The 20,268-nt window shown below is 40.8% G+C and carries 14 protein-coding genes; 6 read left to right on the forward strand and 8 right to left on the reverse strand.

Annotation, left to right across the window (positions count from 1 at the left end):
• Positions 1–77: 77 nt before the first annotated feature.
• The 4 genes from CBM24_RS06650 (at position 78) to CBM24_RS06665 (ending at position 3,882) form a co-directional block, all read left to right on the forward strand.
• The gene (locus CBM24_RS06650) at positions 78–1,493 is read left to right on the forward strand and encodes a sensor histidine kinase (RefSeq protein WP_088160612.1); all 1,416 of its coding nucleotides are present in this window, start codon (positions 78–80) and stop codon (positions 1,491–1,493) included.
• Positions 1,480–2,190, forward strand: coding sequence for a response regulator transcription factor (locus CBM24_RS06655; RefSeq protein WP_198386051.1), 711 nt, complete (start codon positions 1,480–1,482; stop codon positions 2,188–2,190). Before CBM24_RS06650 ends, CBM24_RS06655 begins: the two co-directional genes overlap by 14 nt.
• 26 nt (positions 2,191–2,216) lie before the next feature.
• Positions 2,217–2,801 carry a Crp/Fnr family transcriptional regulator gene (locus tag CBM24_RS06660; protein WP_232475704.1) on the forward strand — a complete coding sequence of 195 codons (585 nt, stop codon included), beginning with the start codon at positions 2,217–2,219 and terminating at the stop codon, positions 2,799–2,801.
• A 271-nt stretch (positions 2,802–3,072) separates the two neighbouring features.
• The gene (locus tag CBM24_RS06665) at positions 3,073–3,882 is read left to right on the forward strand and encodes a helix-turn-helix domain-containing protein (RefSeq protein ID WP_070567440.1); all 810 of its coding nucleotides are present in this window, start codon (positions 3,073–3,075) and stop codon (positions 3,880–3,882) included.
• 2 nt (positions 3,883–3,884) lie between these two features.
• Here CBM24_RS06665 and CBM24_RS06670 read toward each other — a convergent pair whose 3' ends face one another.
• The 8 genes from CBM24_RS06670 to CBM24_RS06705 all read right to left on the reverse strand — a co-directional run bounded on the left by CBM24_RS06670 (position 3,885) and on the right by CBM24_RS06705 (position 17,362).
• A complete protein-coding gene (locus CBM24_RS06670) occupies positions 3,885–5,009 on the reverse strand; it encodes an MBL fold metallo-hydrolase (RefSeq protein WP_088163475.1) in 1,125 nt (374 codons plus the stop codon).
• Positions 5,010–5,351: 342 nt separating this feature from the next.
• Complete coding sequence (locus CBM24_RS06675; RefSeq protein ID WP_088160614.1) at positions 5,352–6,824, reverse strand: TlpA disulfide reductase family protein; 1,473 nt, start codon at positions 6,822–6,824, stop codon at positions 5,352–5,354.
• A gap of 28 nt (positions 6,825–6,852) precedes the next feature.
• A complete protein-coding gene (locus tag CBM24_RS06680) occupies positions 6,853–8,238 on the reverse strand; it encodes a RagB/SusD family nutrient uptake outer membrane protein (protein WP_088160615.1) in 1,386 nt (461 codons plus the stop codon).
• 11 nt (positions 8,239–8,249) lie between these two features.
• The gene (locus tag CBM24_RS06685; RefSeq protein ID WP_088160616.1) at positions 8,250–11,600 is read right to left on the reverse strand and encodes a SusC/RagA family TonB-linked outer membrane protein; all 3,351 of its coding nucleotides are present in this window, start codon (positions 11,598–11,600) and stop codon (positions 8,250–8,252) included.
• Positions 11,601–11,624: 24 nt separating this feature from the next.
• The gene (locus CBM24_RS06690; protein WP_075991592.1) at positions 11,625–12,641 is read right to left on the reverse strand and encodes a FecR family protein; all 1,017 of its coding nucleotides are present in this window, start codon (positions 12,639–12,641) and stop codon (positions 11,625–11,627) included.
• An 83-nt stretch (positions 12,642–12,724) separates the two neighbouring features.
• The gene (locus CBM24_RS06695; RefSeq protein WP_075991593.1) at positions 12,725–13,315 is read right to left on the reverse strand and encodes an RNA polymerase sigma factor; all 591 of its coding nucleotides are present in this window, start codon (positions 13,313–13,315) and stop codon (positions 12,725–12,727) included.
• Between the two features lie 582 nt (positions 13,316–13,897).
• A complete protein-coding gene (locus CBM24_RS06700; RefSeq protein ID WP_232475705.1) occupies positions 13,898–15,499 on the reverse strand; it encodes a sulfatase in 1,602 nt (533 codons plus the stop codon).
• A gap of 33 nt (positions 15,500–15,532) precedes the next feature.
• Positions 15,533–17,362 (reverse strand): right-handed parallel beta-helix repeat-containing protein, encoded by a 1,830-nt coding sequence (locus CBM24_RS06705; protein WP_088160617.1) that lies wholly within the window; start codon positions 17,360–17,362, stop codon positions 15,533–15,535.
• A gap of 145 nt (positions 17,363–17,507) precedes the next feature.
• On the opposite strand from CBM24_RS06705, the gene CBM24_RS27215 reads away from it, so the two are divergent.
• Entirely contained in the window at positions 17,508–17,678 is a 171-nt protein-coding gene (locus tag CBM24_RS27215; RefSeq protein WP_157698393.1) for a hypothetical protein, read from the forward strand.
• A 97-nt stretch (positions 17,679–17,775) separates the two neighbouring features.
• Positions 17,776–20,031 carry a GH92 family glycosyl hydrolase gene (locus CBM24_RS06710; protein WP_088160618.1) on the forward strand — a complete coding sequence of 752 codons (2,256 nt, stop codon included), beginning with the start codon at positions 17,776–17,778 and terminating at the stop codon, positions 20,029–20,031.
• The last annotated feature ends 237 nt before the right edge of the window (positions 20,032–20,268 follow it).

Genomic DNA, 20,268 nt, shown 5'->3' on the forward strand with positions numbered 1-20,268 from the left:
CTAATGGAAACCTAACGAAAGCCTAATAAAAGCCTAATAGATATCTTGATTCGACAAATTGATGTTATTTTTAAACCATGAAGAGTACCGGTAAAAATATATATCCTTGGGCATTTGGAACAAGCTTCTTGATCTTGACGGTGTTGATCGGTTTTCTGATCTTCAATACGTATAAGCTTGAAGACAAGAATTATCAGATTGGACAGCTCAACCGGATCCAGAATGCTTATGGAGCTGTTATTATGGATGATAAGATATTCCCGGGGGGAGATGCCATATTCCAGACAACATTGGTACCCTGTTTGCCGAAATGGTATGAAAAAAAAATAAATAAGTCCGCAGACGCAGACCAGTACGGTAACCATTGTATGAATGGCTTTCTCGATCAGATGCGGAGGCAGCAGTCGTTAGACAGCATTTTTCGTCGGATCGTACATCAGCAAGGGCTCGATACGACACTTGTTTACCTATTCCATTTTGATAAATTGGAAATATATAATGCAAGAGACCGTGCCTGGACGACTTTCTATGCGTTAGCAGCCGATGATCGTGCTGGTCTAATTAGTGGCAAACTCAAGCGCGGAACAAATAATAATAGGGTATTCCAACTGTCTGTTAGTGACAAGAATCCTATTCCTTATCGTTTTACCTATAGCCTGTATGTTGATTATGAAAATAGGGACTGGCGTCTTGTCCAACGGATGATGCCCGTGTTTTTACTCTCCTTAGCTTGTATTGTTGTGATCGTATTATTGAGTTATCGAACCTATCGTAATTGGATCAACCAACGTAAATTGGCGGACCTGAAAACGAGTTTTCTAAATCATATGCGCCATGAATTTAATACACCGCTGACGACAATTTTGATCAGTGCACATAGTTTGATCGATCGTGAAACAGGAAAAGACGATAAGGAGGTGGCACAACTTGGGCGCATCGTGGAAAGGCAAGCCAAACGACTCAAAGCTTATTTTGAACAGGTCATGGGATCTGTGGCATTACAGGAACAAGAGGCTAAAATTGTATCCGTTTCTATTGATCGGCTGACACAGCAAATACTGAAAGAACTTCATTTGCGCTACCGAGGTGAAATTGAAATTCAATATGAACCTTTAGCTGCCGATGTGGAGATGAATCTTGATGAAGATTATTATTTTTCAATCTTAGATAACCTGGTATCCAATGCGATAAAATTTAACGATAATAGTAAGAAGACGATTCAGTTTAGCTGGGAGCAGCAAGGTCATCATTATAACCTCAAAATAGTGGATAATGGGATTGGGATCGCCGCTGCAGATCAGGAAGCGATATTTACAGCATTTTATAGAGGGAAACTATCGGGTAATAAACCTGGACTAGGACTGGGGCTTTACTATGTCAAATCTTATTTGGACAGGCTGGGTTGGACGATCCATGTAGCAGGCGGTAAGTCTGATTCCGGTACAATTTTTTATATTTACATGAGTAATGTGGCATTCAATGGCAAAAGATAAGATTGACATCCTTTTGATTGAAGACGAACCTGATTTGGGCGAAGTTTTCTCACGTTATTTGCGATACAAAGGCTTTAGCGTACGCTGGGAAAGTACGGCGCAAGGAGGTTGGGCGGCTTTTCAGTCCTGTGTCGTCAAATTACTAATTATTGATGTGCAGTTGCCCGATGGCAATGGTTTTGACCTTGCGCAACAAATGATACAGTTGAATCCTGGGCAACCTATTTTCTTTTTGACAGCACTTCATGAACGCACATCGCGACTCAGAGGACTTAGTCTGGGAGCTGTTGATTACATTGCGAAACCTTTTGACATGGACGAAATATTGCTCAAGATTCGCAATTTATTGACCGTGGCAAATGCGCCCGAAATGCCGACGAATCCGGAAATCGAACTCGCTATCGGTTGTCTGTTGCTCAATATGGAACGCTATAGTTTGCGTGATGGGATGGGAAGCATACAAAAGCTCACAGTCCGTGAAGCTGAGTTGCTGCGACATCTGGTCCTTCATAAAAATCTATTGGTCAATAAAAAAGATCTCCTGCTGCAGTTTTGGGGTAATACGGATTTTTTTAACGGTAAAAGCCTGGAGGTTTTTATCTCCCGACTTCGTAAATTGCTGCAGATGGATCGCAAACTTCATATCGAAAGTATCTATGGAGCGGGTTATATTTTACACGAAAATGAAGGTGTTTAACGACCCGATCTATTTAAAGAAATACTATGTTGTACGAAAATATTCTTAAAAATGTGTCCAAGTGCATTACTTTGACAGCCGAAGAAACCGAACAGTTCACTGGTTTACTGACAACAAAGAAGGTTCCCAAGAAAACGATGCTATTGGAGGAAGGGGAAATTTGTCAGTTTGAAGGATATCTTCAAAAAGGGTGTGTCCGGATTTATTATCTGGATGAAAATGGTTTTGAAGTAACGCTGGCTTTTGCTGTCGAAGATTGGTGGATTAGTGATATTGCTTCATTTCATTATCATACACCATCTAGTTTATACATGGAAACATTAGAAGACAGTGAGTTTTTGATGTTAACACCAGAGACCAAGGAGAGATTATTAGAGACTGTTCCAAAGTTTGAGCGGGTTTTTCGTATGTTGGTGCAACGTCGGCTCGCTGTTCTGCAAAATAGGCTGATCCATACAATGGCCAAACCAGCCGCCGATCGCTATCTCGAATTTATTGAACTATACCCGACTATTTCCCAAAGGGTACCGCAATACTATATTGCATCCTACCTGGGGGTTTCACCCGAATTTGTCAGTATTATACGTAAGCGGCTTGCTGCAAAGAAATAACAAGCAGTTCGAATGGCTCCATGTTGAAACACATAGGTGATGACATGGGCTATTCGATTTAGAAAAAAGAAGAAGACTTTCCAAAAAGTGAATGTATTTATGCGTTGAGTTTTTCGGTAGCTTGATTTGAGCTGTGTACCAACTATATTTTGAGCTTTCGGACAACTAGACTTTGCAAAAGGTATGAGATATTTGCTACCTTTAGGCTGGGACTGATTTTAGCTATCGGTACCCATAATCGCAGAGCCGTTTAAAATAAATCGTATTGAGCATGGAAGAGAAAGATTTTGGGAATGCCTTTTTGTATTCCTGTTATGTCGAGAAAGCATTTGGGCACGAACAGTTCATTCCCGAACATGTCGTTTTTTTTCAGTTATCTGGTGAAACACATCTGGACCATCAGAAAGGAAAATTGGTGGCGACAGAAGGGCAGATTGTGGTTGCCCGTAGAAACCAACTGGCCAAAGCTTTTAAATATCCCGCGAAAAATAATATTTACAAATCTGTTTCAGTATTGCTGGGGGCTGATCGGCTGAAGCAATACGCGATGGACCATCACCTCAGTTCGGACAAAAAGTATCAGGGTGAGTCCAATGTTGTACTGGAAAGTAACCTGTTTATAAAAAGTTATTTTGAGTCATTGACGCCCTATGCGGAAGCCATCGACCGAGTGAGCCCGCAGATGGAAAATATCAAGATCTATGAATTGATCACCTTGTTGTTGGAAAGCTATCCACAGTTAAAAGACCTGCTTTTTGACTTTTCGGAGCCGCATAAAATTGATCTCGAGCAGTTTATGGTTAAAAACTATCGGTACAATGTGCCTTTAGAAAACTTTGCCAAACTAACTGGGCGGAGTTTAGCAAGCTTTAAACGTGATTTTGAGAAAATATTCCAGACCTCTCCTCGAAAATGGCTGCAAGAAAGACGTCTTTCTGAGGCTTATTATCTAATTGAAAATAAGCGACAAAAACCTGCAGATTTTTATCTTGATCTGGGTTTTGAAAACCTTTCTCATTTTTATGCTTCTTTCAAGGAGAAGTTTGGCATAACACCAGCGACTATCAATTCCGTTGCTTAACATTATTTCCGCCACCAGTAGCTAGGTGTTAAAGGGGGCTGATCGAGGTCGATGACCTGGCCGATCATGGGGGTAAGCATAGGCTGTTGTTGTCGTATTGCTTCCTTGGAAATACGTTCTAGAGGTTCATTCCAGGCATGATTGGCCAATACAAACTTGGACGAATGAACCGGAAACAGTAAGGAAGCTTTGAGATCATGTGCCGCTTGGACAACCTCCTCCGGCATCATGTGTATGTGTTTCCAACTGAGGTCGTATTGGCCATTCTCCAATATAGCCAGGTCAAAAGGGCCCAATTGATTACCTATCTCTTTGAAGTGGTTATCGTAGCCGCTGTCCCCGCCTAAATAGAGCCGCATGGAAGGTGTCTGGAGCGCATAGGATGCCCATAATGTGTTGGCAGTAAATATTCTGCGGCCTGAAAAATGTCTGGCGGGCGCAACTGTTACACTGAAACCATCATCCAAGTTGATTTCGTCCCACCAATCTTTTTCGATGATCTGCTCAGGACGATATCCCCAATATTCAAGATGGGAGCCAACACCAAGGCCAACAATGACTTTTCCAACCCGGGGTTGTAGTGCCTTTAACGTCTTATAATCCATGTGATCATAATGGTCATGTGATATAAATAGATAGTCAATCGGCGGTAGAGCAGATACGGTAGAGACATCGGCTCCTTTAAACGCTTTTACACTTCCTGGAATAGGGGAAGCACTGCCACTAAGGACAGGATCGACGAGTATGTTCTTACCATCGAGACGAAGGAAATAAGAGGAGTGACCAAACCAAACAAGCCCATGAGGCTGACTTAACAACTTTTCCCAGTCGATATCCACTGTTGGTATAGTGTATTTGGGACTTGTTTCGTTCGAGCGCTTAAAAAAATAATCGTATAGGGCTACGGTCCAGGGCTGCGTGAGCTGTGGTGTAGGGCTGCTATTCTGGAATTTTCCGTCTTTAAACTGTTTCGATAGTTGTATGCGTTGAAGTCTTTCACCCGAGGGTCTTTTGCCGAATTGTGGATGCATCATATATAGTCCGATAAGAGCGATGAGAACAGTCAGTCCTAAGATTGTTCTTTTCAAAAACCGAAGCCACTTATTGCTGTTGTTTCTTGTTGCCATCTGCATATTGTATAACAACAAAGATAAGACTGCTGAGGCAGATCTATTTTTGCTGATAGCTCAAATTTATGTGCTGTATGGCTCATTTCGGCGGATTCATCCGATCCACAATATTAAGAAAGTCTTAAAGTCTACAAAAAAAATAAAAATAGTGTAGTTTTGGCCAATTTAGAAAAGACCATTTGAACCCGTTGAGATTACTGTTTTCCTTATTATCGAAAATTTTGTTTTACTTTTTCAGAACTATTTACTCTTCTTTTACGCTCGGGAGTTGGTTGGATTATAGTTGGCTGGATATTAAAAAAAAGGGGGCTGTCCGATCTTTTTGGACGCCCCCTTTTTTTACCCTTTGTAAGGTTTTTTAGCGGCTTCGATGAGCTCTTTCATTTCTAATTTAATGTAATCTACATTTGGGGTAGATCCCGTAAGAAAATAACGTATATTTCCTTCCTTATCAATAATAAATTTTGCTGGAATTCCTTTGACTCCGAATTTCGCGGCCATAACTTCTCCGGTTTGTGGATCTTTTTGATCGTCATAGAGCACTTCAAAAGGATAATTATTCTTGGTGATAAAGGATATCACATTTTCCTTATAGTTCTTATCACGCTCCCAGGTATTCATGAATAAGAATTGTACATCCTTATCATCTGCATAAGAGTCCTGTGCTGCCTTCATTCCTGGGAATGAACGGATACATGGCTGACACCAAGTTGCCCAAAAATCCAATACCACAACTTTTCCCTTTAAACTGGCTAGGGATACTTTTTCGCCTTTAAGATTGAGTAATTCAAAATTAGGTGCAGGTTTAAAAGTTGCCATTTCTTTGATATGGTTGCGAATGTTTTGCGTTAACTCTATTTTTAAGGATGCATTAAAATTCTCGTAGCCTTGAACAGATCCGTTCAATTCAGTATATAATTTTTTAAGATCATTTTCGACCGCAAATTGTCCTTTAGCATATAACTTGGTGAGAATATTATATGCCTCAAGCTTTCTTCCTGTGCCCATTAAAGATTTGTAGTATACCATCGCTAGACCATCCGCTTGCTCTGGTGCTGCATTTAATGCATTTTCTATATAACCTAGCGCTTCAGTAAATTTTTTCTGTGAAACGAGTATATTGACATAAGCTGACATGGAGCTTGCATATCCCATGGCCGCAAACCGAGCCTTATTGTCTTTTTGATCCTCTGGAAGGGTTAAATAGTAATAACTATCATCCATAGCTGTTTTTAAGAGTGGTGCTGCAGTAGTCGTATCACCTGTTCTCAGGAGGATTTGACCAACAGGGATATATCCATTTCCGCGCCAGAATCGTTCTTTCATTTCTCCTAGATAGTATATTGCTTTTTGTGCATTCCCATCGTTGGCGAAACTTTGTGCTAAATTAGCCAATACATAATCATAAGTCAGTGGTTCTTCCTTGAAGTTTTTAACTGGCCATTTTTTGATAAGGTCGTTATACGCTTTTTCTTTTTGTACTGGCGTACTTGCATTGTAAAAAACATCTGTGATAAAGGCATCACGGGTTAGTGATCCTTTTGGATATTTTTTCTTAGCCAGTACTTCTGCAGATGCCTGCAGATCTTCCTTCCCTAAAGAACGCAAAATATTGATTGTAGTACGGTAGTCTTCTTCCGATTTATACGTCTTTAATTCGCTCATCAATACATTAGCAAGCGAATCCTTTTGTACCAACGTACCTTTTTCTATAATGGGGAGATACTGTTGGTATTTGTTTTTTGCTGGTTGTTGTGCAAAAGATGCTGTTAGCGAAAACACCAACGCAGCCGTTAAGATTTTTGTTTTCATTTTTTATCTGTATGATTTTTTAAATTCATTAATCTTCGTATCCTGGATTCTGTGTCAGTTTATTGTTGATCAAAATCTGGGCTTGTGGAATAGGATACAAGACATCCGTGGCCTGCCAGTTTGATTTGATTGGAGACAATACAGCGGTAGCACGATCGGTCCGCTTGAGGTCGAGCCAACGATGGCCGAACTCACCGAAAAATTCGTGCAGGCGTTCCGTTTCAATTGCAGATAGTAATTGTGTTTGGTTTAAGCTTGAATGAAGTCCTGCAAGTCCAGCGCGAGAACGGACAGCATCCACATCTGTTCGGGCTTCGGCAAGTTTTCCCAGTTTAGCCCTCGCTTCCGCGCGAATAAGATACTGCTCGGCTAAGCGAAGCATAATATGGTATTCGGAACCTGTTCCCGAGGATATTTTATATTTGGTTATGGCATAATAGATTTTGTTGGAGACCGTTTTTGAACTTGTCCAATTTGTTTTTCTTAAGTCAACCGTCGGAGATGTCTCAAAGCTATTATACACAGCGTCCGGTAGAGTGTAGCCGGGTGTAGCTGTAGCCGCGGTAATATAATTGGAGCCAAATGTCGTTACTCCCGTTTGATTGCCAAGTTGAAGAATAACCTCATTACTTGAGTTTACAAAATTTTTATCTGGTGTCGGCATGCCATAATCAGATGACTGTAATACTTTGGTCGCATAAGATTCGGCATTTTGATAATCCTTTTGGTAGAGATAAACTCTTGCTAATAATGCGCTTGCAGCAGTTTTGTTAGCTCTTCCTCTCGGGCTTGCCGTTGCATCATAGGCCGTCGCCATCTTACTTTCCGCATCTTTTAGATCAGCAATAATCTGATCATATACTTGCTGTGCAGAAGTTCGCGGAAGAATTGCATCTTCAAAAGCGTGGAGGTCATCACGTAATTGCAATGGCACATCACCATAGAGGTTGACGAGATAGAAATAGGTATAAGCCCTAAAAAATTTCGCTTCGCCCAGGAGCTGATCTTTTACACTTGGGGTAAGGCTGGTGGATGCGTCGAGACCCGATATCGCATTGTTTGCATTCTTGATAAGTTGGTAGCAATTTGACCAGAAATTAGCGACATTCCCATTTGTGTTCAGCAGGTTATTGCTGGCGAATTCCGAGGTATTTGCATCAGCCGCATTGTATTGAAGGTCGTCTGCAGCGATTCCTGTATAAAAGGTTGAAGTCCCGGCGAGATTGATGCTTAATGTTGTGGTATACAATCCGCGTATGACACTATTTGCAGAAGCATCTGTGGAGAATGCTTCGCCAGCTACAACTTGTGTCGGTGGAGCGCCCAATTCCACAAATTTTTCGCAGGAGCTGGTCAAAAGAGTTCCACTGGTAATTGCTAATAATAGTATATTTTTATTGATGTTTAATTTCATGATCTCTCGTGTTAAAATTGACAGTTAAATCCAAATACAATCGTCCGCAATGGAGGCAATACCTGGGCAATCGTTCCAGTTCCTAAACCAGATGGACCGCCTTGCACGGTCGTTTCGGTATCCAGGACATATTTGTTCTTGGCCCAAGTAAAGAGATTTTGCCCTTGCATAAATACATTACAATTAGACATTTTTAATCTCGAAGTCCAGCTTTTGGGCAGGTTGTAAGATAAATTGACAGACCTCAATTTAATATAGGAAGCATCCCCATAGACAGCATCAGAGCTGGTATATTGATTATAAGAGTTGCTTAATGCAACTCCATCAGCTGAAGATGCCGGTACTGTCGGGATAATTGCTCCCGGGATATTGGTATTGCTGTTATTTGGTGTCCATCTGTCCAACCAGTAATCATTTTGGTTGAGCATAGCACCCGGTCTCGTGTTGAGGATTTTAGTTACTCCAAAGCGGTGGTTAAATTGAAAAAATACGCCGAGCTCGAAGCCTTTGTAGGAAAAAGTATTGTTAAATCCACCATAGAAAGGTGTACCTAAGTTAGCAACGTATCGGTCATCGCCCGTTATAGCCCCATCGCCATTGCGGTCTTCGTATAACGCTCTTCCTGTTGTGGGGTCTACACCTTGATAGTGATACAAACGGACCATATTGAGCGGCTCACCAACTAGAAAGCTACTTGAATAAAATGTGTTTTCAATTCCAGGAAATTCGACAAGTTTGTTTTTATAAAACGTGAAATTAGCAGATGTTTTCCATGTAAAATTTTCATTTGTAATATTGGTGGTATTCAACTCCAATTCCAAGCCTGTATTTTGGATCAATGCCGGTAGGTTTTCTTTGTAACTGTTGTAGCCCGTTTGAGTACTTAAAACTAAATCAGTTATCTGGTCAGAAGAACGATTTCTGAAAAAGTTTCCCGTAAACAAAATTCGATCTTTCAAGAAACCTAGATCTAAAGCAAACTCCAGTTTTTTGGTTGTTTCCCACTTGATATATTCATTTGGAAGTGTTCCAATATTCATGGAAGGATTATTCAGATATGCGGTTGTTGAAGAGTAGAGTGGAAGATAAAGGTAATTTGAAATTTGATCATTACCTGTAGTTCCATAGCTCGCTCTCAATTTACCAAAACTTAAAAACGTTAGATTATCTTGTATAAAATCCTCTTTTCCAAAGACCCATCCTAGCCCTATTGCTCCAAAATTTCCGAATCGGTTTTTAGGTCCAAAACGAGATGAGCCATCTCTTCTAAAAGTTCCATTAAACAAATATTTCTCTTTCCAGTCGTAATTTACTTTTCCGAATAGTGCATTGTATTTGTAATATACGAGGTTATTGCTGGCAGTGAATAATCCTGCGGCACTGAGCGAACCTAAAAGTGCATCGTTTGAATAATTAGAACCATTGGTTGTCTGTGAACGGGATGAATTTTGCTGAAAACTTGTTCCAATTAATGCCGTAAATTTACCTTCGCCGATACTTTTTACATAATCCAATGTCGGTTCAATAATCCAATTTTCGGCCTTTGTATTAGAGAAACTGGAAGATCCAAGCGGGTTGGAGACGGTGTTATTTAAGGAAGTAATTGGGCGTTGATTATTTTGGTTCAACTGTGTGATGGTATAGCCAAAATTTGCTTTTGCTGTCAGTCCAGGTAGAATTTTGTAACTCAGATTGGCGTTCGAGATCAGATTATTGGTATTACCAAAGTATTTCCGTTCGAGCAAGGCGATTGGGTTGTCAATAAAAGCTGATGACGGTAACCAATAGTATTTTCCATTGTCACCATAGATTGGATAATTGGGGGGCAAATTGTAGAGAGATGTGACATCAGAGGAAGGCATATCGGAATTGTCGTTGGCATAGCTAACTGATAAAGCGGCATTGAATTTTTTGTCAGAAGAGGTGTGATCCAAGTTTAACCGTGAGGTAAAGCGACTGTTTTTGCTATCTCCATAAAAAACAGTACTCTCGCGTCTATATCCCGAATTAAAGAAAAAACGGGTAGATTCGTTTCCACCAGACATATTCGCTTGAACGTCGGTAATATGTCCTTTGTTTCCAATCAGCATTTTCTGCCAATCTGTCGATTTGTTCTGATCCCATAACATAAGATCTGGAGCGTTATCGGCTGTAGGTGTAACTCCAGCATTAGCAAAAGCCTCTTTTCTTAGCGTGAGATATTGTTCTAGATTCAACATAGGGATAAAGTGGTTGACCTCGGTAAATCCGGTGTTAAAGTTTACACCAATGCGAGTACGACCTGCAGATCCTTTTTTTGTGGTGATCAATACGACACCATTTGCGCCCCGGCTACCATAGATCGCTGTAGCGTCGGCATCTTTCAAGACATCGATACGTTCAATATCCGCTGGATTAATCATGCTGAAGGGACTTAAGCCGCCTGAAGAAGCTGAGATACCAAATGAATTGAGGTTATCCGTTGCAGGTTGTCCGCCGTTAAAATTGGTAAATGGAACTCCATCAACCACGTATAGCGGTATTGAACCAGAGGTTGTTCCACTTAATGACGCTTGATTCCTAATCTGAATCTGAACAGCACTTCCGGGCACACCATTGTTTTGGGCGATCAATACACCGGACATTCTTCCCGATAGTGCGGCAAGGGGATTACTTACAGGTTGAGAGGTAATGTCCTTCGCTGTGATCGAAGCAACTGATCCCGTATTCAGTCTACGTGTTGTCGTACCGTAGCCAATAACAACCACTTCTTCTAAGCTTCCTTCTTCCGGTTTCAGTTTAATAGGAGTAGAATTGGCAATAAGCTGCTTTGCAGTGATATCAACCTTCTGATAACCAATAAAAGAAAAAGTAATAATGACATCGTCATTTGGAATACGCAGTCCCCATTGTCCATTGACATCCGTTGCGGTACTCGTTTGCATATTGCGGTATTCTGCTTTTTGCCAGTCCTTTATGATAACAGATACTCCTGCCAAAGGCGTTCCATTTTCATTGACTACTTGGCCCGCAATGTGTTGCTGATTCTCTTTTTTTTCTTTTATAGCGATAATGTCATTGTCCAATACTTCCCATGTTAGGTTGCTCCCGGCCAGAGACTGGGAAAGCAGATCTTTTACACTGATTTTCTTTCCAACAATATTGATTGTCGAGTTTGGGAGAGTCGATTTGCTAAAGAACATTTTGTATTTGCTATTGTCATTGATTGTTTGAAATACATCTTCGAGTTTTCCTCCCTGGACGGAGACATCAATTTTTTCAGTTTGAGAATAGGCGAAGCTCTGTATATGCATGGCGCTAAGACAAATGAGCAGTAAAGCCAATCTCGACTCTTTTCTAAATTTGGGTTTTGTTTTGTTCATGTGAGTTATATAGGTTGATTGTTTTTAGAGTAGTTGTATTTGATTTTTCCCCGTTTTTTTAATTTGAAAGTAATTGACAGTTTGTAATGCTTTTAGGATATTTTCTAGTTGTTCGTTTTCGAATGTTGCTGAATAGCGTTGGTTAGCAACTGCTTTGTTTGTAATTTTAATTTCCACGCCATACATGCGTTCTAGTTTTAAGGCGATATCCAGTAATCTATCATCTTGAATGGTAATCCGATTTAATAACCATTCGGTTTCTAAAGCGGATCCGTCTTTTTCAGAGATGGAAAATGGCTGAATAGCTATTGCCATAGGAGCCGATGCGGTTTTAGTAGTTGTAGATGGGAATTCCTTTTCAACTCCATATACCTTTCTGATCACAAACTTTTCTTTGGGCTTTAATATAAATTTCTGATTGTCAGTTCCTTTTTTCCAGATGGATACTTTGCCACGTACCAAAGCTGTTTGGGCATTATTTTCTTCGGCATAATCGCGCACATTGAAAGCGGTTCCCAGTACGCTAATTTCCATTCTTGGTGTATGAATAAGGAAGGGCTTGGATGGATTTTTGGCGACATCGAAAAATGCTTCCCCAATCAAAGTAACTTCACGTGTGCTGGAATCTTTGAATGAGGCGGGATAGATTATTTTGCTCGAAGCATTAAGTGTAACTTTTGTACCATCTTCTAGAACAATTCGCTGCTGTTGTCCGTTTGTTAGCGTAATTTCTCGATTGTTTGGTTGCGCAATTTTGTAAAGATAAAGAGCTGTAAAAGCGATACAGAGGATAGCTGCAGCTGCTGCAATTCTAGGGAAATTGAATGTTTTCTGATTCCTCCGAGTCAGTTTCTTTATAATTCTGCCATGAATGCGTGCTTTGAGTGCTTTCTGTACATGATCGGGTAGTGTTTTGATTAAATTCGGTCGGGATGAAAATGAATCGAAAAAACGTTCCACGACGTCCATTTCTTCCGAATTGGCTTCGCCTTTTAAGTATTTGTCAATTAGCTTTTCGAGCTCTTGGTTAGGATATTGCATATGATTAGTACAATGTTCACTTAAATAGTGCCCCTAAAAGGAAAAAATGTACTAGTCTAAATTGGTGTTTATTTGTAATTTACTTATTTACAGTTGTATAAAATTATGAGTAGCGTCAAAAAATGTTGGATAACAAGTTTTTTTAATTTTTGAATTGATACTCCGAGGTGATTTTGAACTGTATTTTGGGAAGTTTCTGTCAAATCACTAATTTCTTTTGTGGTAAGTCCATCTAAGTATCTCATTTTAAAGATTTCTTTTCTTTTTTGTGGGAGATGGGCTACCCATTGTTCAATTAAAGATTTTAAATCCTTTTCGGCATACTGATCTCCTTCCAGAATTTCATAACTTCGATAAAGGTGATGATTTTCTTCGATAAGGATATTTCTGCGTTTGTTTTTCTTATAGGTTTCAAAGACTTTGTATTTCATGCATGCAATGAGGTAGGATTTCAGGTTGTGAATCTCTCTACTGGGACAGTGTTCCCAAAGTTCAATAAATACATCCTGAACAATCTCTTCACAGGAAGCTAAATCTTCGAGTCTTTTGTAAGATTCATCTAAAAGTAAAGACCAATATTTATCATACAAAATATTGAAAGCCTCTAAATCGCCTTCTCGGAGCCTAGCTAACAAGCTTGCATCATTATGAGCTGGATCTTTATCGTTTTTCATGATATGATAGTGTGAAGTTGAATTCCTTAGATTGGTAGGGTTGAGGAATGTAACTTTTTTTCAATATTACAGATTTTATTAAATAAGGTCAAGATCTGTAAGTATTTTTTATTTTTTGTGTTTAATCTTTTGAAATTCATTAAACATTTGACATCATCATTTGGGCTTATATTCATAAGAAATTGGTTTTTGAGCCGTAATTAACTCAAAATTAGGTTGAATAAAATTAAAATAGAATTCACTTTTAATTTTTCGAATAAATAGTCAAAAGTACATTTGTTTTTGGATGAGTACTGAAATTTATCTTGTTTTATGCTTGCAGAGCCATAAAAAATTCGGTTTTTATTGTCAAGGTTTAATAATATTTTAAATTAATAAAAGACCCCTAATGTTCATTAAATTAGAAATGCGTGAACTGATTGAATCTGCAAAAAAAGAAAAAAAAGGATAGTTGTCAGGATAGCAACAGATTTTGCTAAATCGTATCTTCGAGGGAGAGGATAAACCAGCGAAGCCCCGATATGTACTTTCGGGGCTTCGTTGTATCGGGGCTTCGCTGTATAAGTCATCCAAGCAGACCCCTTAATCCATCGGCTTAATTTGATCAGGATAGGGGATCTGCTGTCCCGTAGCTTTGTAGGTCGGCAACTGAGCCTTCCAAGTCCGGAGCTGATCAGAAAGTAATTTGCTGAGCTCGCTGGTTTTTCCTTTCATTTTTGGGGCAAGGTTATTGAGTTCACCGATATCTTGCTGCAGGTTGTAAAGTTCAAGCTTCCCATTTTTCATGTCGTAAAGCAACTTATAATCTCCTTGTCTTATTGCCGAGAAAAAGTTGATTCCAGGGCCATCTGGCACTGTCCACTTGTTGGGGATATTCCATACCAATGGCCGGCTGTTCCAATTGTCGGACCTATTGCCTTCCATTAAGGGCAAAAGATTTTTTCCATCTGGTTTTTCCTGTACGAGCTGATAGTGATCTATTTTGGCTAAACTGAGAATCGTTGGAAAGAGATCTTCGACCATAACAGGGGTAGCATCTGTGCTTGCAGGGTGCTGCTTGGCCTGTTTGATCAACAGAGGAATCCGGATTCCACCTTCGTAAACCGACCCTTTCCCAGCTTTTAATGGTAGGTTCTGTGTATGGCTTGGTCCGGTGCGCATTGGGCTGAGGCTTAGTCCGCCATTGTCGCTAAGGAAAATAATGACGGTGTTATCGTATAGGTTTTTGTCTTTAAGAAATTGAACGATATCACCCATACTTTTGTCATAACCTTCGACCAGTGAAGCATAAGCTGCTTCAGTGGAATCTAAGCCGCGGTCGAGGTATTTTTGTACAAAACGTGGATCGGGTTGGATCGGGACATGCACCGCATAGTTGGAAAAATTAAGGAAAAAAGGCTCCTTACGGCGTATCGGCTCCTCCAGTGCCTTCAGCGCCTCCCGGGTTAAGGCTTCCGTTAGAAATGTGGATGTGCCATGATATTCCATAAGATCGGGAACCGCCTGATAACCTGCTTTACCAGGAAGGTTACCGTAATTCTGCTCGCCATAGTAGTTTTGTGGGTGCCCAGCGGAGTGTCCTGCAATATTGACCATAAAACCCAAATTTAAAGGGCTGGCACCAGGTGTTCCGGCAGATCCCCAATGTGCTTTGCCCACATGAATGGTATAGTAACCATTGGCCTTAAGGATGCTTGGAAATGGAGTAGCATATATCGTATGTGGTATATTGGGCACAGGGCTTAGTCCGTTGATATTCCAACCCGGTGGATTCAACAATTCATCTTTGCTATCGGTCGGGGTGTCAGCCTTGGGATGGGTCCAATTGGTGACACGATGATGAGCAGCATTTAAACCGGTCAGAAAGCTCACTCGGGAAGGTGTGCACACCGGTGTTGCATACGCATTGGTAAATTTAATGGCTTCTTTGGCCAATGTTTCCAGATAGGGGGTATGAAACTTTTCGTTGATCGGTGTTTTGACCTTGTAAAATGGTTCGGACATGTCCTGCCAACCGAGGTCATCCACAAAAAACACGACAATATTGGGGCGTTCTGTTGTGGATACCGATTGGTGCTTCTGCTTAACTTTTGTTCGGTTGACAGTTTGCGCATGGCCTCCTACACACATACCCATGAATAACACCGCAAGGGTGAACGATGAATTGTTTTTGCGAAATAACATAGGGACAGTTTATAGTTTAAATATCGGGACTTGTTATTGATCCAATGTTTCTAAATCACTTTGTTTGCCATTTACCGTATTGTTTGAAATAATGCTATTTGCGACACGTTCAAAAAATAAGGGCTTTTTATTCCAATGAAATGCAGGATATTCCTTATTGGTCTTGATTTGATTGTTGCGAAAGACCAATCCATTGACTGATTTGGCGTAAAGAATAGGCTTATCGAAGGTTTCAAAGCGGTTGTCTTCGATGACGATATGGCTATGGAAGTATTTCTGCTGATTTTTTAAATCCGGAATTTCTGGATAGATCGATATAATCGCATTGGTAAATTGGAACATATTGGTCAAGGCATTGATAAAAGTATTGTTCCGGATTTGAATATCGTGGCAGCTACCCGTTTCGTACCAACCATTGGCATCGCCACACAGGAGAATAGCTGTACCTGAAGTATGATCAAAGCGGTTGTTTTCTACCAGGGTCTTTTTTGGCGTGCTGAATAAAGCACCTCGTGCTCGATTGTGGCGTATGGTATTCCCGCTAAATAGCACACGTGGCGTCCATGTGAGGTTTTCGATGCCAATATCCATTTTTGTTGGGTCAATAGCTGGGTCCAAAGCATTACTTAATGTAATCATGAATTCGCGGATTGGATCTGAGGCTTTCTCGCGTAAAACGCTAATGGATTGGATCTTATTTTTCTGGTCCCAGAGTTCCATTGTACTGGATCGGATAAATTGGACCGTATCCCCCTGGTAGCCCCAGTCAAATCCGTAGGATTGATCGTGCATATAACGACCGATCAATGTTTTGTCGTCTAGTCGTTTGGTGATCTTCAGGTAGGTGCCATGGATATTGATGGCATCATCCATCATATTTTCATACAGTCCATTCTTCGATACAATAACACCCTTGCAACCCGAAAAATGTGTTGCGTCGGCCTGAGCTGTAAAATAACGCGGATCCTGATCGCTGCGAAGTGCAATTCGGAAACCTTCCAATGTGATGTTGTCCGTTAATTGAGCTAGCAAACCCATGCCTTCGGCGTAATGGACGGCGATATTTTCAAGTCGTATATTTTTTCCTTTATGGACAAATACGCCCGGACTGGGACGAAATCCCGCGCGCATGGCAACGACGGTACCCGGTATAAGCTTGCTGTTCTTCCATTGCTGCGCTTGAATAATACCCTGAGAGAGCTCTTTCACTTTGGTTGTGCCCACGCGGATATCGCTTGTATTATAGACTATCCGTTTGGTCTTTTCTTCAAAGGCAATCCCCGATGTCGGTCTCAGTTGCCAGCCTTCACCGGTATTGTAAAATATGCTGTCTTTGATCGTATAGGTTACCCAAGGTGCAGTTTGATAAGTAATTGTACCGTTGATTGTATCGTTTTGTAAAATCTTGACCTGGCAGATCTGAGGGCGCTCAAAATCGATGTGGATATTTTTCAACGTGAGGTTTTTATTCTCGATCAATGCGATAGGTAACATGCGTCCATGATAGATAAAGTCTGATCCTTGTCCATCAATTGTGATGTTGTCGCAATTTTCAAATGCCATACCTACGGTTTTGGGGTTGTCCTGATCGTGATTGGAGATGTAGTATTCGCGGGTTAGCGCCCCTTCTGGATGAAAGTCATAACGTCCCTTTTTGAATTTTAAAATAATAGGTTGTTTCTTGCCAATCTTGCTGAAGATGGATTGAATAGCTTTATTGACCAATGCCGTACTATTTGTGCCCGTGTTGGGAACAACACCATAGGTGGAAAGATCGATACTCTTCGTTGCGGACTGTGCAAGGCTGTCAAAATAAATAAATGGTAGGAGAAGGATAAGTAAATAAGGTTTTAGGATGTTCATGATGTCCTGCTATTGATAAATTGGTTTAAATCGCACAAGTTCCCTATGGGATTGGCTTGTCGAATATAGGGATAATCGTTCAACATCCAAATTAAGTCGTAAAGCGTAGCGTTTTTTTTACGCACTACATCAATCAACATTTATCTTGCAGTTCAAAGGTAAATGGTATGCTTTTTACCATAACAGTGAATTGTCACAAAAAAATGGCGAATTCAACGATTGGCTTCGTTCCATCTGCGTAGACCGCTTGGAGTACAATAAGGATGGCAGTATCAAGAAGGTAAAGCAGACTGGCTTATTGACAGGTCCCAAATAATCGATGGACACGAAGACGATATGTTGCCAAAAAAAATTAACTTTAGGGGCGGAACAACTGTTTCGCCCTTAAACCATCGAACACTTAATTGTTTAAAATGCTAACGAAGAATATCAAACGTAAAACCAATACATTGTTACGCACAATATGTTGCTGTTCTCTTCTTTCGGTCAGTATGCTAAAAGGTTTTTCCCAAGCTAAAATGACGAAAGATTATGTTGACTATGTCAATCCTTATATGGGAAACATCAGCCATTTATTGGTGCCAACCTACCCAACGGTCCACTTGCCAAACAGCCTTTTGCGCGTTTATCCTGAGCGGGGAGACTATACGTCAGACCGTCTGTTTGGTCTGCCGCTTATCGTTACCAGCCATCGTGGAAAATCGGCTTTCAATCTTAGTCCCATGGTGAAATTGCCGGGCAGTTTGAAACCGGTACAACTGTATAGTTACGATCAGGAGGAAATACATCCGTATGCCTATTCGGTGCTATTGGATCAAGAGAATATTCAGGTAGACTATGCGCTGTCGCATCAGTCGGGGATGTATACCTTTACGTTTCCGACAACTTCGACAAAATACCTTCAGTTCAACTCACAGGAAGGGAAACTTCAATGGGATGGACGGGGACTTTCGGGTACACAGGATATTGGTAATGGTACGCACGTGTATATTTATGCTATTCCCGAATCCAAACCTGTTGCGGTAAAGCGACTGCAAGGCCAACAACTTGAAAATGCAACAGAAGCTGTTGGTAAGAATTCGTGTATGGTATTGGAGTTCAATCAGGCAGGGACTAGCTTGCGCATGAAATATGGTGTTTCATTTATCGATGTCGCACAGGCAAAAGCCAATTTAAAGCGTGAAATCAGCGACTTTGATCAAAAGAAGCTGGCTGAAAAAGGCCGTAAAATATGGAACGACGCTTTAGGTAAAATTGCCGTGGAAGGCGACAATGAGTCCAATAAACATGTGTTTTATACCTCCTTATACCGCACCTACGAAAGGCCAGTCAATATTTCTGAGGATGGCCGTTATTATAGTGCGTTCGACGGTAAGGTCCATCAGGACGAGGGCAAACCTTTTTTTACCGATGACTGGATCTGGGACTCCTACCGGGCACATCATCCATTGCGGGTACTGTTAGAGCCTGGCACAGAATCCTTGATCCTCAATTCTTTTGTCCGGATGTCTGAACAGATGGAGCAGCCTTGGTTACCTACTTTCCCTGAGATTACGGGTGATAGTAGACGGATGAATTCCAATCATGGTGTAGCAACTTTGTTGGATGCTTACCGCAAAGGCGTGCGTAATTTTGACATCAAGAAAGCCTATCTGGCAGCAAAAGGTGCGATTACAGAAAAGACGCTAGCTCCTTGGTCGGGAAAAGCCGCAGGGAAATTAGACGAATTTTTTAAGGAGAAAGGCTATATTCCAGCATTATATCCAGGTGAGAAAGAAACGATACCAGAAGTAAACGGTTTTGAACGGAGACAGCCTGTCGCTGTAACCTTGGGTACCTCTTACGACTTATGGTGCTTGGCACAGCTTGCTCAAGAATTGGGTAACCAGGCTGACTATGATCTCTTTATGAAGCAATCTTTCAATTATAGAAATCTTTTCAACGAACAGACCAAATTTTTCCATCCCAAAGATGACAAAGGAAATTTTATCATGCCTTTTGATTATGTGTTTTCTGGCGGACAGGGAGCACGGGAGTATTATGGTGAAAACAATGCCTGGATATATCGTTGGGATGTACAGCACAACATTCCGGATCTGATCAAATTGATGGGGGGAAATGAATTGTTTGTCAAATACCTTGATGAGATGTTTCAGCAACCTTTGGGTCGGTCGAAATTTGATTTTTATGCGCAGCTTCCCGATCATACAGGTAATGTTGGACAATTTTCCATGGCGAACGAGCCGGCTTTGCATATTCCTTATCTCTACAATTACGCCGGACAACCTTGGATGACACAGAAACGGATACATAAACTGATCGGTGAGTGGTTTAGAAACGATCTTATGGGGGTACCGGGCGATGAAGACGGTGGAGGGATGTCAGCTTTTGTGGTCTTTTCCCAAATGGGCTTCTATCCTGTAACACCAGGTCTGACTTCCTACAGCATCGGCTCTCCATTTTTCCAGAAAGTGAGCATGCAGCTTCCTAATGGCAAGTCTTTTGTAATTATCGGCAAGAATGCATCTGCAAAAAACAAATACATTCAATCGGCGAAATTAAATGGGCAGCCGCTGAACGTTCCACAGCTGACCCATGCCGACGTGCTGAAAGGTGGCACATTGGAATTTGTGATGGGGGATAGAGCAAATCGAAATTGGGGAAACTAACATAGCTTGCTTACCAGCATAATCACGCCAGAAAGTAAAAAAGTAAAAAGCGCTGTTGATCATCGATCAACAGCGCTTTTGTTATAGATAGTTGTTTTCCATTAGCTATTTACAATTAACCCAATTAATAGTCCATTAATAAAGTATTAATGGAACATATAAGTATTTGTTTTTAATATAACAACAGCGTTTCAGCTTGGATGCAGCCGGTTGCATTGTTTTTTATACTAAAAAAGT

This window comes from Sphingobacterium sp. G1-14 (assembly GCF_002196555.1).
Lineage (GTDB): Bacteria > Bacteroidota > Bacteroidia > Sphingobacteriales > Sphingobacteriaceae > Sphingobacterium > Sphingobacterium siyangense.

Coding starts and splice junctions, on each gene's coding strand:
- CBM24_RS06650 (WP_088160612.1), top strand. CDS start 78: ATGAAGAGTACCGGTAAAAATATATATCCTTGGGCATTTGGAACAAGC.
- CBM24_RS06655 (WP_198386051.1), top strand. CDS start 1,480: ATGGCAAAAGATAAGATTGACATCCTTTTGATTGAAGACGAACCTGAT.
- CBM24_RS06660 (WP_232475704.1), top strand. CDS start 2,217: ATGTTGTACGAAAATATTCTTAAAAATGTGTCCAAGTGCATTACTTTG.
- CBM24_RS06665 (WP_070567440.1), top strand. CDS start 3,073: ATGGAAGAGAAAGATTTTGGGAATGCCTTTTTGTATTCCTGTTATGTC.
- CBM24_RS06670 (WP_088163475.1), bottom strand. CDS start 5,009: ATGGCAACAAGAAACAACAGCAATAAGTGGCTTCGGTTTTTGAAAAGA.
- CBM24_RS06675 (WP_088160614.1), bottom strand. CDS start 6,824: ATGAAAACAAAAATCTTAACGGCTGCGTTGGTGTTTTCGCTAACAGCA.
- CBM24_RS06680 (WP_088160615.1), bottom strand. CDS start 8,238: ATGAAATTAAACATCAATAAAAATATACTATTATTAGCAATTACCAGT.
- CBM24_RS06685 (WP_088160616.1), bottom strand. CDS start 11,600: ATGAACAAAACAAAACCCAAATTTAGAAAAGAGTCGAGATTGGCTTTA.
- CBM24_RS06690 (WP_075991592.1), bottom strand. CDS start 12,641: ATGCAATATCCTAACCAAGAGCTCGAAAAGCTAATTGACAAATACTTA.
- CBM24_RS06695 (WP_075991593.1), bottom strand. CDS start 13,315: ATGAAAAACGATAAAGATCCAGCTCATAATGATGCAAGCTTGTTAGCT.
- CBM24_RS06700 (WP_232475705.1), bottom strand. CDS start 15,499: ATGTTATTTCGCAAAAACAATTCATCGTTCACCCTTGCGGTGTTATTC.
- CBM24_RS06705 (WP_088160617.1), bottom strand. CDS start 17,362: ATGAACATCCTAAAACCTTATTTACTTATCCTTCTCCTACCATTTATT.
- CBM24_RS06710 (WP_088160618.1), top strand. CDS start 17,776: ATGCTAACGAAGAATATCAAACGTAAAACCAATACATTGTTACGCACA.